This is a genomic window from Xanthomonas sp. NCPPB 3582 (assembly GCF_041475735.2).
GTDB classification, from domain to species: Bacteria; Pseudomonadota; Gammaproteobacteria; order Xanthomonadales; family Xanthomonadaceae; genus Xanthomonas; species Xanthomonas codiaei.
The window spans coordinates 3,777,971-3,793,252 of sequence record NZ_CM192968.1; the positions used below are offsets into that span (position 1 = coordinate 3,777,971).

At 66.0% G+C, this 15,282-nt stretch carries 13 protein-coding genes and 1 tRNA gene; 2 read left to right on the forward strand and 12 right to left on the reverse strand.

Annotation, left to right across the window (positions count from 1 at the left end; genetic code table 11):
• Window positions 1–8: 8 nt before the first annotated feature.
• The 7 genes from ACCQ05_RS15880 to prpB all read right to left on the reverse strand — a co-directional run bounded on the left by ACCQ05_RS15880 (window position 9) and on the right by prpB (window position 9,864).
• A complete protein-coding gene (locus tag ACCQ05_RS15880; protein WP_372391467.1) occupies window positions 9–1,001 on the reverse strand; it encodes a nucleoside hydrolase in 993 nt (330 codons plus the stop codon).
• Window positions 1,002–1,077: 76 nt separating this feature from the next.
• The gene (locus tag ACCQ05_RS15885) at window positions 1,078–3,294 is read right to left on the reverse strand and encodes a TonB-dependent receptor (RefSeq protein ID WP_228962224.1); all 2,217 of its coding nucleotides are present in this window, start codon (window positions 3,292–3,294) and stop codon (window positions 1,078–1,080) included.
• 255 nt (window positions 3,295–3,549) lie between these two features.
• On the reverse strand, window positions 3,550–4,737 hold the full coding sequence (prpF, locus tag ACCQ05_RS15890) for a 2-methylaconitate cis-trans isomerase PrpF (RefSeq protein WP_372391469.1): 1,188 nt from the start codon (window positions 4,735–4,737) through the stop codon (window positions 3,550–3,552).
• Between the two features lie 65 nt (window positions 4,738–4,802).
• The gene (acnD, locus tag ACCQ05_RS15895) at window positions 4,803–7,445 is read right to left on the reverse strand and encodes a Fe/S-dependent 2-methylisocitrate dehydratase AcnD (protein ID WP_372391471.1); all 2,643 of its coding nucleotides are present in this window, start codon (window positions 7,443–7,445) and stop codon (window positions 4,803–4,805) included.
• A complete protein-coding gene (locus ACCQ05_RS15900; protein WP_372391473.1) occupies window positions 7,438–7,653 on the reverse strand; it encodes a hypothetical protein in 216 nt (71 codons plus the stop codon). Before ACCQ05_RS15900 ends, acnD begins: the two co-directional genes overlap by 8 nt.
• An 84-nt stretch (window positions 7,654–7,737) precedes the next feature.
• Entirely contained in the window at window positions 7,738–8,892 is a 1,155-nt protein-coding gene (gene prpC, locus ACCQ05_RS15905; RefSeq protein ID WP_372391475.1) for a bifunctional 2-methylcitrate synthase/citrate synthase, read from the reverse strand.
• 75 nt (window positions 8,893–8,967) lie between these two features.
• A complete protein-coding gene (prpB, locus tag ACCQ05_RS15910; RefSeq protein WP_372391477.1) occupies window positions 8,968–9,864 on the reverse strand; it encodes a methylisocitrate lyase in 897 nt (298 codons plus the stop codon).
• Between the two features lie 145 nt (window positions 9,865–10,009).
• Between prpB and prpR the strand changes: the two genes are divergently transcribed.
• Window positions 10,010–11,614 carry a propionate catabolism operon regulatory protein PrpR gene (prpR, locus tag ACCQ05_RS15915; protein ID WP_372391479.1) on the forward strand — a complete coding sequence of 535 codons (1,605 nt, stop codon included), beginning with the start codon at window positions 10,010–10,012 and terminating at the stop codon, window positions 11,612–11,614.
• Between the two features lie 132 nt (window positions 11,615–11,746).
• Here prpR and ACCQ05_RS15920 read toward each other — a convergent pair whose 3' ends face one another.
• Entirely contained in the window at window positions 11,747–12,073 is a 327-nt protein-coding gene (locus ACCQ05_RS15920) for a hypothetical protein (RefSeq protein WP_104539760.1), read from the reverse strand.
• A 208-nt stretch (window positions 12,074–12,281) separates the two neighbouring features.
• On the opposite strand from ACCQ05_RS15920, the gene ACCQ05_RS15925 reads away from it, so the two are divergent.
• Complete coding sequence (locus ACCQ05_RS15925) at window positions 12,282–12,542, forward strand: hypothetical protein (protein ID WP_372391481.1); 261 nt, start codon at window positions 12,282–12,284, stop codon at window positions 12,540–12,542.
• An 84-nt stretch (window positions 12,543–12,626) separates the two neighbouring features.
• Here the strand turns inward: ACCQ05_RS15925 and ACCQ05_RS15930 are convergent.
• The 4 genes from ACCQ05_RS15930 to mltG form a co-directional block, all read right to left on the reverse strand.
• Window positions 12,627–12,701, reverse strand: a tRNA-Val gene (locus tag ACCQ05_RS15930).
• Window positions 12,702–12,867: 166 nt separating this feature from the next.
• Window positions 12,868–13,221 carry a PilZ domain-containing protein gene (locus ACCQ05_RS15935; RefSeq protein WP_003483889.1) on the reverse strand — a complete coding sequence of 118 codons (354 nt, stop codon included), beginning with the start codon at window positions 13,219–13,221 and terminating at the stop codon, window positions 12,868–12,870.
• Complete coding sequence (locus ACCQ05_RS15940; protein WP_372391483.1) at window positions 13,218–14,177, reverse strand: DNA polymerase III subunit delta'; 960 nt, start codon at window positions 14,175–14,177, stop codon at window positions 13,218–13,220. Before ACCQ05_RS15940 ends, ACCQ05_RS15935 begins: the two co-directional genes overlap by 4 nt.
• Window positions 14,174–15,247 carry an endolytic transglycosylase MltG gene (mltG, locus tag ACCQ05_RS15945; RefSeq protein ID WP_372391486.1) on the reverse strand — a complete coding sequence of 358 codons (1,074 nt, stop codon included), beginning with the start codon at window positions 15,245–15,247 and terminating at the stop codon, window positions 14,174–14,176. Before mltG ends, ACCQ05_RS15940 begins: the two co-directional genes overlap by 4 nt.
• Window positions 15,248–15,282: the final 35 nt, after the last annotated feature.

Below are 15,282 nucleotides of genomic sequence, written 5' to 3' on the forward strand. Positions count from 1 at the left end.
CAGGCATCTCAGCGCAGCAGTTGTCGCATGTACAACGCAATCAACGCCGGCTTGTCCAGGCGCAGGCACGCCTGCACGTTCGGTGCGCCTGGCATCTCGCGGGTGTAGCCCTGCGCGTCCACGTCCAGGTGCAGCGGGGTGGTCGGACATAGCTGCGGCTGCAGCAACCAGGCCACCGGCACCACATCGAACACCGTCGGAGTGGCGCTGGCCCAGGGCTGGTCGGTGTTGCGCCATTGGTAGTAGAGCTGGGTCAGCGCATCGGTCAGGCCGTCGCCATGCGCGAACAGCGCGATACGTTCGGGCTCTTCCAGCCCGACCTGGGTGGCATCCAGCGGTAGCAGCACGATGGGTACGCCCGCAGCGAACACCCGTTGCGCCGCAGGCACGTCTGCCAGGATGTTGTATTCCGGTGCCGGCGCACTGGCCGGGCGATACGCGGACTTGCCGTAGCCCGCCCGCACCGAGCCGCCCATCGCCACGATGCGCTTGAGCTTGGCAAAGCCGGCCGGATCGCGTTGCTGCGCCAACGCGGCATCGGTCATCGGGCCCAGCACCAGCAAGGTCACTTCGCCCGGATGACGCCGCGCCTGCTGCAGGATCATCGCCGCCGCGTCCGGCAGTCCGGCCGGCAGCTGGCCCCTGGCGGCCCAGCGTGCCTGGCTGAAGGGAATCGTGCTGGTCGTGGGTGCCCCCACCGCCAGCGCAATCTCGCCGCGCCCGGCCTGCTGCAGCAAGCGCTGCAGCAACTGTGCGCGCAAGCGGGTGTCACCCCAGGCCGAGGCAATACCCAGCACGTCCAGCTGCGGGCTGCGCAGCAACAGACCCAACGCGAAGGCATCGTCGATGTCGTCGCCGATGTCGGTGGAAACAATCACCTTCTCGGCCGCCAGCGGCACGGCTGCGTGCTGTTCGGCCGGTGCAGGACGCTGCGCCCACGCGGAGGTGGACGCGCACACCATCGCCATCATCACCCACACCCGTTGCCGGATCCGCTGCATGTCCTCACTCCTGCCGCCATAAAAAAACCGCCGGCAGGATCGCCGGCGGCTGGATGCTGCTACACGCCGGCGCCGATCAGAAATTGGCGCGGAACTGCGCACCGACGATGCGCGGGTCGTTGATGAAGCCGGTGAGGTTGTTGAAGTCGATCGCACCGGTCACGCGGATCTGGTTGGTGCAGTTGCGGCAGAACACCGACAATTCGTACGCACCGCCCCCCCAGTTGTAGCCGATCTTGGCGCCGCCTTCGACCAGCGGCGGGCCGGTGAATTCCTTGGAGTCGTACAGGAAGAAATTCACTTCGCTGCGGTAGGACCAGTCGGTGTAGAAGAACAGTTCACCGTCTTCGCCCATCGGGATGCCGTAACGCAGGGTGGCGTTGGCCATCCACTTGGAGGCCTGCGGCAGGTCGTTACCGTCGATCAGCGCGCGGCCGGCCGCGTTGAGCGGGTCGGTCACGGTGCAGGTACGGCACACGCCCACCGACAGGCTGGGATCGTCGATGCGGGTCCAGTTATAGGCGCCGCCGGCGGTCACGCGCAGGTTCTGGGTGAGCAGCGCCTCGAAATCGAACTCGGCGCCGCGCGCCTTGGTCTTGTCGGCATTGAGCAGGCGCACGTCGTTGGACGCGCCGCCCACCGCGGTGAGCTGCTGGTTCTTGACCCGAAAATCGTAGATGTCGAAGCTCAGGCGCGCACGGTTGTCGAACAGGTCGGACTTGATGCCGATCTCGAACGAATCCACCGTCTCCGGCTCGGCCACGGTCAGCGGCGCGGTGCCCGATGGCACGCCGAAGCTGGCTCCGCGGAAACCGCGTGCCGCGCGTGCGTACACATTGACGTCGTCGTTGATGGAGAACGTGGCCGCCAGGTCGCCGGTGACCTTGGAGTTGTCGGTCTCGCCGCTGGACGGGGTCTGCAGCACGACGCGATCCAGCGCCAGCACGTCGAAGGTCTTCTTGTCGTAGGTGTAGCGGATGCCGGCGCGCAGGTTCAGCCGATCGGTAGCCGCGTAGTTCAACGAGCCGAACGCCGCCCACGAGGTATTGCGCTGGCGGGTCAGCTGGTAGCTGGCCAGGGCGCCGCCACCGAAGGTGTTGTAGGTGTAGTTTTCGCCTTCCACATCGTCATGGAAGTAGTACAGGCCGGCCTGCCAGTTGAGCGGGCCTTCGTACTGCGATTCGGCACGCAGTTCCTGGCTGTACTGATCCAGGCTCTTGATGCCGCCGGCGGTTTCCACCGGGAACGGGATCGCGCCGGGGCCGGACGGCGGCGCGAACACCGCGCCGAAGCCGCCGTCGATATCGCCGCGGCTGTAGTACTTGCCAATGCCTTCGTAGGCGGTGATCGAGTGCAGCGCGATGTCGCCCAGGTCCCAGGTCAGGTTGGCGCTGCCGCCGTAGGTCTGCAGTTCCTGGGTATTGGCGCCGTCGATGAAGGATTTTTCCGCATCGAAGCCATCCACCAGCTGGTTGGTGCCGGGCTGGATGATGTTGGCGCGGAACAGCCGCGCGGTGCCGTCTAGGTGGCGCGCATGCGCATTGAACAAGGCGCTGAAATCGTCGCTGGCCTGGTACAGCAGCTGCAGGCGCACTGCCGAGTCGGTATAGCCTTCCAGGTCGCGGCCGTCGCGGTTTTCCACCCAGTCGTCGCGGCGCTGGCCCAGCGTGGACAGACGCGCTGCCCAATGTTCGCCCATGGCGATGCTCAGGCCGCTCTCCAGGGTCATGGTGCCGTAGGTGCCATACGACAGGCTGGCGTAGCCGTCGTTGGCGCCGATGGCCGGCTTGACCGAATTGAACTTGACCACGCCGGCCGGCGTGTTGCGGCCGAACAGGGTGCCTTGCGGGCCGCGCAACACCTCCAGGCCTTCCAGATCGAAGATCGGGAAGCCCTTCAGGAAGGCGTTTTCCTGCACCACGTCGTCATAGATCAACGATACCGGCTGCGAGGCATAGGTGTTGAAATCGGTGTTGCCGTAGCCGCGGATGTACACGCGCGGGAACACGCGGCCGTTGGACGATTCGATGTTCAGGCTGGGCGCCTTGCCGGCAAGCACGCGGATATCCGAGCCACTGGTGGCGATGGCATCCAGGAATTCCGGCCGCAGCACCGAGGCGGACACCGGCACGTCCTTGGAATCTTCCGAACGGCGCTCGACGGTCACCTTGACCGCATCCAGGCGCACGACACCGTCGTCGCCGGGCGCCTGCTGCGCGGCAGCGTGGAGCGGGAGGAAAGAAGCGACGGCAACGGCAAGCGCGCTGATCTTGAACGACCGGCTGGCTGACATGGGAAGACTCCGGATTCTGGTGGCGGGGCGGCTGCCTGGCCTGCATGCCGCGGTGCAACAGAATTAACACGATTTACACAATTATGGCAGAGCCCGTACGAAAAAGTTTTCATAATTCGACCTGGCGTTCGAATTAATGCAACACCCCAGTGCAATTCGTGCGCCAGGTCGATGCCAATCTCCCGGCCGCGCGTTCGCGTGACGGCGTCCGTAGCGGTCGCTCGTCCGCATCGGCGACGCGCGGCCGCCGCTCACTCACTGCGGCGCGGGCACCCGCACCCAGCCTTCCATCAGCACCCGCGCACTGCGGCTCATCAGCGCCTTGGTGACCTGCCACTGCCCATCGACCCGTGTCGCCTCGGCCCCCACCCGCAAGGTGCCCGATGGATGCCCGAACCGCACGGCCGAGCGTGCCGCGCCGCCGGCCGCCAGGTTGACCAGGGTGCCCGGCACGGCCGCCGCGGTGCCGATGGCGACCGCCGCGGTGCCCATCATCGCGTGATGCAGCTTGCCCATCGACATCGCCCGTACCAGCAGGTCGATCTCGGCCGCATGCACCGGCTTACCGCTGGAGGCGACGTAGTCCGCGGGCGGCGCGACGAAGGCCACCTTGGGCGTGTGCTGGCGCGTGGCCGCCTCTTCCAGTCGCGCGATCAAGCCCATGCGAACCGCACCGTGGGCGCGCAAGGTCTCGAACATGGCCAGCGCACGCGGGTCGCCATTGATGGCGTCCTGCAGTTCGGTGCCGGTGTAGCCCAGGTCGCGCGCATTGACGAAGATGGTCGGAATGCCGGCGTTGATCAGCGTTGCATCGAGCCGGCCAAGGCCGGGAATGTCCAGCTGGTCGATGAGGTTGCCGGTGGGAAACATCGCCCCGCCCTCGCCTTCGGCATCGTCGGCCGGGTCGAGGAACTCCAGCTGCACCTCGGCCGCCGGAAAGGTCACCCCGTCCAATTCGAAGTCGCCGGTTTCCTGCACCTGGCCATCGCTCATCGGCACATGCGCCACGATGGTCTTGCCGATGTTGGCCTGCCAGATGCGCACCGTTGCCACGCCATCGCGCGGCAGCGTTGCGGCATCGACCAGGCCGCTGGCAATGGCAAACGGCCCCACTGCCGCCGACAGGTTGCCGCAGTTGCCGCTCCAGTCAACGAACGCGCTGTCGATGGACACCTGTCCGAACAGATAGTCCACATCATGATCCGGCCGCGCGCTGGTGGAGACGATCACGCTCTTGCTGGTGCTCGAGGTCGCCCCGCCCATGCCATCGATCTGCTTGCCATAGGGATCGGGGCTACCGATCACCCGCAGCAACAGCGCATCGCGTGCAGCGCCGGGCTGCTGCGCCGCTGCGGGCAGATCCTGCAGCCGGAAGAACACGCCCTTGCTGGTGCCGCCGCGCAGGTAGGTGGCAGGGATGCGGAGTTGCGGAAGATGGGTCATGGGTGAGAGCCCGGGAGTGGGGATTGGGGATCAGCGCGGCGATATGACGCCGGTAGCCATTGACGTTAGTGCGCTCGCGCTGCCGATGTCGCTTGCAACGAATCTCGATTCCCGACTCCCGATTCCCGGCTCTCCAGAAAATCCTGCGCGAACCGTTGCAGCACGCCACCGGCTTGGTAGATCGAGACTTCCTCTGCAGTGTCCAGCCGGCAGGTGACCGGCACCTGCAGCAGCTCGCCATCGCGCCGATGGATCGACAGCGTCAGCGTGGCGCCTGGCGTACGCTCGCCGGTCACGTCGAAGGTCTCGCTGCCATCGATCCCCAGGCTCTTGCGATCGGTTCCAGGTTTGAATTCCAGCGGCAGCACGCCCATGCCGATCAGGTTGGTGCGGTGAATCCGCTCAAAGCCCTCGGCCACGATCACTTCCACGCCCGCCAGCCGCACGCCTTTGGCTGCCCAGTCGCGCGAGGAGCCCTGCCCGTAATCGGCGCCGGCAATGATGATCAGCGGCTGCTTGCGCGTCATGTAGGTTTCGATCGCTTCCCACATGCGCAGCACCTGGCCCTCTGGCTCCAGCCGTGCCAGCGAGCCGGCGACGACCCGCCCATCGACCACCGCCATTTCATTGACCAACTTGGGGTTGGCGAAGGTGGCGCGCTGCGCGGTGAGGTGGTCTCCGCGGTGGGTAGCGTAGGAATTGAAGTCTTCCTCCGGCACGCCCATCCGCGCCAGATACTCGCCGGCCGCACTGCCGGCCAGGATCGCGTTCGATGGCGAGAGATGATCGGTGGTGATGTTGTCGCCCAGCACCGCCAGCGGCCGCATGCCGCGCAGGGTGCGTGCACCGGCCAGCGCGCCCTCCCAATACGGCGGGCGGCGGATATAGGTACTTTGCGGGCGCCAGTCGTATAGCGGGCTCACGCGGAGCCCCTGCCCCACGCTGCGCTTGAACATCGGGTCGTACACGCTGCGGAAATGCTCCGGCTTGACGCTACGCGCCACCACCGCATCGATCTCCGCATCGCTGGGCCACAGGTCCTTCAGCGTCACCGGCACCCCGTCCGCATCGATGCCGAGGACATCCTTCTCGATATCGAAGCGCACCGTGCCGGCGATGGCGTAGGCAATCACCAGCGGCGGCGAGGCCAGGAAGGCCTGCTTGGCGTAGGGATGGATGCGGCCATCGAAATTGCGGTTGCCCGACAGCACGGCGGTGGCATACAGATCACGCGCGATGATCTCCTGCTGGATCTCCGGATCCAGCGCCCCGCTCATGCCGTTGCAGGTGGTGCAGGCGAACGCCACGATGCCGAAGCCCAGCTGCTCCAGTTCGCCCAATAGGCCAGCGTCTTCCAGATACAGCTGCACCGCTTTCGACCCCGGCGCCAGCGAGCTCTTGACCCATGGCTTGCGGGTCAGGCCGCGCGCGTTGGCGTTGCGCGCCAGCAGGCCGGCGGCGATGACGTTGCGCGGATTGGAGGTGTTGGTGCAGGAGGTGATCGCGGCGATGATCACCGCGCCATCGGGCATCTGCCCCGGTACCTCGTCCCATTGCCCCGCGATACCGCGTTGCGCCAACTCAGTGGTCGCCACGCGCTTGTGCGGGTTGGAGGGCCCGGCCATGTTGCGCACCACGCTGGCCAGATCGAACTGCAGCACGCGCTCGTAGCGCGCGGTCGCCATGTCGTCCGCCCACAGGCCGGTGTGGCGTGCGTAGGTTTCCACCAGCGCCACCTGCGCATCGTCGCGGCCGGTCAGGCGCAGGTAGTCGATGGTCTGCTGGTCGATATAGAACATCGCCGCGGTGGCACCGAATTCCGGGGTCATGTTGGAGATGGTGGCGCGGTCGCCGATGGTTAGCGCACTGGCACCGGCGCCGAAGAACTCCAGGTAGGCCCCCACCACGCGCTGCTGGCGCAAGAACTCGGTCAAGGCCAGCACGATGTCGGTGGCGGTGATGCCAGGCGCCGGCCGGCCGGTCAGCTCCACTCCGATGATATCCGGCAGGCGCATCCACGAGGCGCGCCCCAGCATCACGTTCTCCGCTTCCAGCCCGCCCACGCCCACCGCGATCACGCCCAACGCGTCCACATGCGGGGTATGGCTGTCGGTGCCCACGCAGGTATCCGGAAACGCCACGCCGTCCAGCGTGTAGATCACCGGCGACATCTTCTCCAGATTGATCTGGTGCATGATCCCGTTGCCTGGCGGAATCACTTCCATGTTCTCGAAGGCGCGCTTGGTCCATTCGATGAAATGGAAGCGATCGGCATTGCGGCGATCTTCCACATCGCGGTTCTTGGCGAACGCCTGCTTGTCAAACCCCGCATATTCCACCGCCAGCGAGTGGTCCACGATCAGCTGCACCGGCACCACCGGGTTGACCTGGGCCGGGTCGCCCCCCTGTTCGGCGATGGCATCGCGCAGGCCGGCCAGGTCCACCAGGGCGGTCTGGCCAAGGATGTCGTGGCAGACCACACGCGCCGGAAACCACGGAAAATCCAGCTCGCGCTTGCGCTCGATCAGCTGGCGCAGGTAGGCCTCCAGCATTTGCGGTTCGGCGCGGCGCACCAGGTTTTCCGCGTGCACGCGTGCGGTGTACGGCAATGCCGCATACGCGCCGGGCTGCAACGCATCGATGGCGGCGCGTGCATCGAAGTACTCCAACGACGTGCCCGGCAAGGGCTTGCGGTACTGGCTATTCATGGCTGGCGATATCACAAAGCGGGCGGGGTCTGTTGTTGTTGCTGTTGTTGTTGCTGTTGTTGCTGTTGTTGCTGTTGCTGTTGTTGCTGTTGTTGCTGTTGTTGCTGTTGTTGCTGTTGTTGCTGTTGCTGTTGTTGCTGTTGTTGCTGTTGTTGCTGTTGTTGCTGTTGTTGTTGCTGTTGTTGTTGTTGTTGTTGCTCCCATTCACGACGCATTGCATGCCGCTCCCCCTTCTCCCGCCGGGCGGGAGAAGGTGCCCGAAGGGCGGATGAGGGGCACTTGCAAGCAGCCGTCAGCCGCGCTGATCCAGCGGCACGAACACCCGATCCTCCGGACCCGTGTAATTGGCCGAAGGCCGAATGATCTTGCCGTCCACGCGCTGCTCGATGATATGCGCGCTCCAACCAGCCGTACGCGCCAGCACGAACAGCGGGGTGAACATCGCCGTCGGCACCCCCATCATGTGGTAGCTCACCGCACTGAACCAGTCCAGGTTGGGGAACATCTTCTTGATGTCCCACATCACGCTCTCCAGACGCTCGGCGATGTCGTACATCTTGCGGCTGCCCTGCTCCTCGGAAAGCTCGCGCGCCACGTCCTTGATCACCTTGTTGCGTGGATCGGACACGGTATACACCGGATGTCCGAAACCGATCACCACTTCCTTGCGCTCCACCCGCGCCTTGATATCGGCCTCGGCTTCGTCGGGCGTGTCGTAGCGCTTTTGCACTTCGAACGCCACTTCGTTGGCGCCGCCATGCTTGGGACCACGCAGCGCGCCGATGCCACCGGCAATGGCGCTGTACATGTCGCTGCCGGTGCCGGCGATCACGCGGCAGGCGAACGTGGACGCATTGAACTCGTGCTCTGCATACAGGATCAGGCTGGTGTGCATCGCACGCACCCACGAGTCCTTCGGCGCAAAGCCGTGCAGCAAGTGCAGGAAATGCCCGCCGATAGAATCGTCATCGGTCTCCACCTCGATGCGCTTGCCGTTGTGGCTGTAGTGATACCAGTACAGCAGCATCGAACCCAGCGACGCCATCAGCTTGTCGGCGATGTCGCGTGCGCCCGGATGATTGTGGTCGTCCTTTTCCGGCTGCAGGCAGCCCAGCACCGACACGCCGGTGCGCATCACATCCATCGGATGCGCCGACGGCGGCAATTGTTCCAGCGCCGCCTTCACTGCCGCCGGCACGCCGCGCAGCGAGCGCAGCTTGGCCTTGTAGCCGCGCAGCTCGCCGCTGTTGGGCAACTTGCCGTGCACCAGCAGGTAGGCGATCTCCTCGAACTCACTGGTGGTGGCCAGATCGAGAATGTCGTAACCGCGATAGTGCAGGTCGTTGCCGCTGCGCCCCACGGTGCACAGGGCCGTATTGCCGGCGGCAGTGCCGGACAGGGCAACGGATTTCTTCGGCTTGAAACCAGGATTGACGGTGTCGTTCATGCAATGAGCTCCCAGACTATGTCGTATCGCGGTGTGACTGACGAGGTGGCAACGAAGGTGATCAGCAGAACGCGATCATGCGCCTTTGCGTGCAAACAAGGCATCCAGCCGCTGCTCGTAATCGTGATAGCCGATGCGTTCGTAAAGCTCTTCGCGCGTCTGCATGCTGTCCAGCACGGCCTGTTGATGCCCATCGCGACGGATCGCGGTATAGACCGCCTCGGCCGCCTTGTTGGCCGCACGGAAGGCCGACAGCGGAAACAGCTGCATCGCCACACCGGCCTGCGCGAGCTGGTCGCGGGTGAACAACGGCGTCTTGCCGAATTCGGTGATGTTGGCCAGCACCGGCACCTTCACCGCATCGACGAAGCGCGCGTAGGTCTCCAGGTCGTAGGCGGCCTCGGCAAAGATGCCGTCCGCACCGGCCTCCACGCAGGCGATGGCGCGCTCGATGGCCGCTTCCACGCCTTCCATCTGGATTGCGTCGGTGCGGGCGATCAGGAAGAACGCCGGATCGGTCTTGGCATCGGCCGCCGCCTTGACCCGGTCCACCATCTCGCCCTGGCTGACGATTTCCTTGCCCGGCCGATGCCCGCAGCGCTTGGCGCCGACCTGGTCTTCGATATGGCAGCCGGCCGCACCGGCCTTGATCAGCGATTTGATGGTGCGTTCGATGTTGAATGCGCTTGGCCCGAAGCCGGTGTCCACGTCCACCAGCAGCGGCAATGCGCAGACGTCGGTGATGCGACGCACGTCGATCAGCACGTCCTCCAGCGTGTTGATGCCCAGGTCCGGCAAGCCGAGCGAACCGGCCGCCACCCCGCCACCGGACAGATAGATGGCCTGGTAGCCGGCTCGCTGGGCCAGCAGCGCATGGTTGGCATTGATCGCGCCGATCACCTGCAGCGGCGACTCGGCAGCCAGCGCCGCGCGAAAGCGCATGCCGGCGGTGGTGGTGGGCGAAGACGTCATGGCGATTCCTGCGGTGAGATGGGGGAGTAGGCGCAAAGGCCGTGCCAACGGCAAATAGTTGATTTTGCTATCGCAAACAGCCTTCAATGTTGCAAAAACGAAACATCCAGCGCAGCATGCAACACAACTGAAACATGGCTTGCCAGTGCCCAGAATCCCGCCGAACGACTCCTTGGAGTCCACCCCACCCACCATCTGGACCGTCAGCGTCTCGCGCCTGACCGGCCTGCTGGCCGACGTCATTCCCGAATTCGACCAGCGCGCTCGCATCGAGCAGATCAACCTGGGCTTTGCCGACGCGGTGGAGGTCATCAGCCAGCGTCTGCGCCGCGAGCGCTGCGACGCGCTGGTCGCCGGCGGCTCCAACGCCGCCTACCTGCGCAGTCGCCTGCCGTTGCCGCTGGCGCCGATCCAGGCCACCGGCTTCGACCTGATGGAGGCGCTGGCGCGCGCGCGCCGCATCTCCCCGCGTATCGGCGTGGTGACGCATGCCAGCGACGTTCCGTCGTTTCATGCCTTCCAGACCAGCTTCGACCTGGACATCGAACACCGCCGCTTCGTCACTGCCGAAGATGCGCGCGACTGCATTGCCGACCTGCGCACAGCGGGTATCCAGGTCATCGTGGGCACCGGCATGGCGATCGATTTCGCCGAACAGGCCGGCCTGCCCGGCGTCTTGCTGTATTCGGCCGCGTCGGTGCGCCAGGCACTGGAGCAGGCCATCGCATTGTGCAGCGCCTCCACTAGCCCGCCGCCGCGCACTGCGCGCAACGGCACGCGCCGCGTGCGCCGCAACGATGCCCTGCTTGGCGAGGACGCCCCCATGCTGCAGGCGCGCGACCTGGTGCAGTTGTACGCCCCCCATGCGGGGACCGTGCTGATCAGCGGCGAGACCGGCACCGGCAAGGAACTGGTTGCGCGCCAGCTGCACGCCGGCAGCCGGCGTCGCGGCCGCTTCGTCGCCATTAACTGTGGCGCCATCAGCGAATCGCTGCTGGAAGCGGAATTGTTCGGCTACAGCGATGGTGCCTTCACCGGCGCGCGCCGTGGTGGCCACACCGGCTTGATCGAGGCCGCGCACGAGGGCACCTTGTTTCTCGATGAAATCGGCGAGCTTCCCACGCCGCTGCAGACCCGCCTGCTGCGCGTTCTGGAGGAGCGCGAGGTGCTGCGTGTCGGCGCCACGGTTCCAGTGGCGGTGGACGTACGCGTGGTCGCCGCCAGCCTGCAGGACCTGCACGCCCTGGTCGAGCAGGGCCGCTTCCGGCGCGACCTGTTCTATCGCCTGGCGGCATTGCGCATCGCCCTGCCCCCGTTACGCAACCGCCCCGACGCCATTGCGCTGCTGCTTGCGCATTACTTCCAGCAATTGGGCAATAGCAGCTCGCCCCTGTCCGAAGACGCCCTGCAGCGGCTGCAACAGCACACCTGGCCCGGCAACGTGCGCGAATTGCGCAACCTGGTCGAACGGCTGTGCATCCATTGGAAAGCGCAGCCAGGCAATCGCTTGAGCCTGGAACAACTGCGGCGCTGGGCGCCCGAACTGTTCGAAGGGCATCCCCATCAACAGACCGCTCCGGGGACGCAAACGGACCTGTCCACCTCGCGCAGGCAACTCACCGACGCAGCGGTGCGCATCGCGCTGGATCGCGCCAACGGCAACCGCGCCATCGCCGCACAGGCACTGGGCGTTTCGCGTACCACGCTGTGGCGCTGGATGCAGGCAAACCGACGCACAGCAGACTCGTAGTCATCAGCTCGCGCACGCAGTCACGCGTACGACGCTTCTCCAGCAGCGTCGTCGGCAAGCGATGCGCCTGCACATGCATTGCCTCCCTGGGCAACCACGCCTGCAACGGCACCGCAGCGCCCCATCCCGGCGTCACTTGACCCGCGTGTATTCGGTATCGCCAGTGCTCAAACGCCCGGTCGCCTCATCGATCGCATAGTTGACGGTGCCGCTGCCACTGGACACCTGCAGCACGCCCTTGGTCAGCAGCGCCGGGTAGTTCCTGGTCTTGGCGCCATTGCCAAACAGTTCCGGCGTGGTGTCGCGGATGATGAAGCTTTCGCCATTGTGCTCGATGCTCAGCACATGCTTCTGCGACTTCACGTCCACCCACTTGCCCACGTACTGCTCGCCCACATCGCGCGCGCAACCAGCCAACAGCAACATCGCAACCAGCGCACTTCCCAGCAGCGTCTTCATCGCCACTCCATCTCGAACGGGGGGCTTTGCAGGATGGCAACTCCTTGTCGAGCTCGCAACAACCGGGGACCAGCTGGGCGATGGGCAACGCGCCGGGCCGCAGCCACCATTCAGACCGTAACTCCGTGCACGACGAGACCTGCGCCGACCATTGATCCTGATTGCCAATTTGCGGTAATGCGCGCTCCTGCCATTACCGAGCGACCCGATGACCGTCCATGCGTACCCACGCCTGCAGGCACTGCAGGCGATCGCCACTTGCATCTACGGACGTCGCTGGCGCGCACCCGCGGCACGCGCGATGGGGGTTTGGCTGGAAACGCTGGAAAGCTGGTTGCTAGACCGCACGATCATGCCCGCCGGCCATATCGAACTCATTGTGCGGCTTGGACGCATGCACGCCAGGCGCTGCATTGCGTACTGCGATGCCATTGAAAGGATTGAGCGCGACCCACTGCTCGACTCCTAGCAGACAGAAAACGCGGGCACAAAAAAACCGGCGCATGGCCGGCTTTCTCTTCGCGTCGAAATCCGTGGACCCGCTGGATTTCAATGGTGGGCGGTACAGGGATCGAACCTGTGACCCTTGCCGTGTGAAGGCAATGCTCTACCGCTGAGCTAACCGCCCGGTGACGCGAGCCGCACATTATAGGGCAGCGGCAGCCATCGTCAATAGTTGTTTACCTGGCCCTGTCATGCGACGACACGGCGGCTGCATCGCCCGACCCGACTACGGCGGCGAAGCGGATGCGCCTTGCGCCTTGCGTACCACCCCGCTACGCCAACGCCCCGTTTCACATGGTGTGCGTGGGCTTGTCCGAGGTGGTCAGGCCGGCCAGCAGGGTTTCGATCTTGTTGCGCACCGCCTCGCCTTCCGGGCCGTCCGGAAACTGCACGCCGATGCCGGCGGCGCGGTTGCCCTGCGCACCGGCGGGCGTGGTCCAGATGACCTTGCCGGCCACCGGCAGGCGCTCGCTGGAATCGGGCAGGGTCAGCAGTAGGAACACCTCGTCGCCCAGCATGTAGCGCTTGGGCGTCGGGACGAAGATGCCGCCGCCTTTGACGAACGGCATGTAGGCGCTGTAGAGCGCCGGCTTGTCCTTCAACGCCAGCGACAAAATGCCTTGGCGTGCATTCATTGCACTCATCGAGTTCCCCTAGAACGTGCCTGGCGCTCTCCCTCGCGCCAGGCCAGCAGCAATTCCGTCACTGCCAGGTCGGCGCGGACGGTGGTGCGCAACAGATCGCGGGTGCGATTGGCGGCGTCGAACCAGGTCGCCAGCTTGTGCAACCGCGGCGGATCGGTCAAGCCGGCCGATGCCTGCGCCAACGCCAGGTCGGCGGCATGGCGCAGGCGCTGATCGGCCTGGCCGTCGTTGGTCCAGCGCTGCGCGACATCCACCGCGCCGGCGCGACCACTGGCGATCTGCTCCAGGTCCTGCGCCACAGCGCGTCGCAGCGCCAGGCCGTCCTCGCGCACCCACTGTATGGCCAGGCCGGGATGACCGCGCGCGGCATCCAGCGCTTCCTGCGCGGCGCGCGCCTGGACACCTTGCGCCAGCAGCCACTGCAGCGCCTCCTGCGCGGGCGGCAGCTTGAATTCCAGCCGCTGGCAGCGGCTACGGATGGTGGCCGGCAGGCGTGCCGGCTGCGCGCTGATCAGCCACAGGTAGCGGCCGGGCGAGGGTTCTTCCAGCGTCTTGAGCAAGGCATTGCAGGCGGCGCGATTGATCGCATCGGCCGGGTCGACGATCACCACCTGGGCGATGCCGTATTGCGGCGTCAGCGCCAGCTTCTGCGAAATCTCGCGCACCTGCTCGATGATGATCTCGGTGCGCAGTTTGTCGCCGGTACGGTTGGGAATGAAGGAGATCAGCTGCAGGTCCGGATGGGTGCCGGCGGCGATCAACTGCCGCGTGCGCTGCGCCAGCGCCGGGTCTGGCGAGCTGGCCAGCACGTGCTCGGCCAGCGCCAGGGCCACCTCGCGCTTGCCCAGGCCTTCGGGGCCGCAGATCAGCAGCCCGTGCCCGAGCCGGCCGGCGTCCAGTGCCGCCACGGTCTGGTCGAAGGCGCGCCGCTGCCAGGGCGAAAACGCGGCGGTCATGGCGTGGGCTCCTTGTGCGGCATCTCGGGCAGGCGGCGGCGTTGCAGGTAGCGCGCCACCGCGGCGTTGTGCTCGGCCAATGTGGCCGAGAAGGCATGGGCACCGGTGCCGTCGCCCACGGCCACGAAGTACAGCGCATCGCCGGGAGCCGGGCGTACCGCCGCCAGCAGCGCCTCGCGGCCAGGCATGGCGATCGGCGTCGGCGTCAGGCCGGCGCGCGTATAGGTGTTGTAGGGCGTGTCGGTGGTGAGGTCGCGGCGGCGGATATTGCCGTCATAGCTGCTGCCGATGCCGTAGATCACGGTGGGGTCGGTCTGCAGCTTCATGCCCAGCTGCAGGCGGCGCAGGAACACCCCGGCGATCAGCGGCCGCTCGCTGCCCAGCGCGGTTTCCTTCTCGATGATGGACGCCAGGATCAGCGCCTGCTCCGGCGATGCCAGCGGCAGGTCGGCAGCGCGTTGTTCCCAGGCCTGCGCCAGCGCCTTGTCCATCGCTGCGTGCGCGCGCTTGAGCACATCCAGATCGCTGTCGCCGCGCTGGTACAGATAGGTCTCCGGCAGGAAGCGCCCTTCCGGATGCTGACCCGGGAATCCGAGCCGCGCCATCAGCTCCGCATCGTCCAGGCTGCCGATGGACTGCTGCAACGGCGTGGCGGTGGCCAGCGCGGCGCGCAGCTGGCGGACATTCCAGCCCTCCACGATCGTGAAGCGGTACTGGATCACCCGCCCCTGGCGCATGCGCGTCAGCAGCTCGCGCGGCGACAGTGCCGGCGCCAGTGCGTATTCGCCCACCTTGAGCTTGCCGGCCGCATCCACCTGGCGGGCCAGCAGCTGCCATTCCAGATCCATGCCCTGGGTGATGCCGGCTTGGCGCAGCTTGCGCAGCGTGGCCTTGAGCGAATCGCCGGGCGCCACCACCACGCTGGGCGCGGCGGCCTTGGCCGGCGTGTCGGCGAACTGCAGGTAGTGCCGCCATGCCACCAGCCCGGCAATCGCCACTAGTGCCACGAGCAGCACTGCCGTGCCCAGCACGGCCAGACATCCGCGTTTGCCAGTCACCGCCACACCCACCTCGTCATTGCCCCAGCGCCGCGCAGGATACCGCG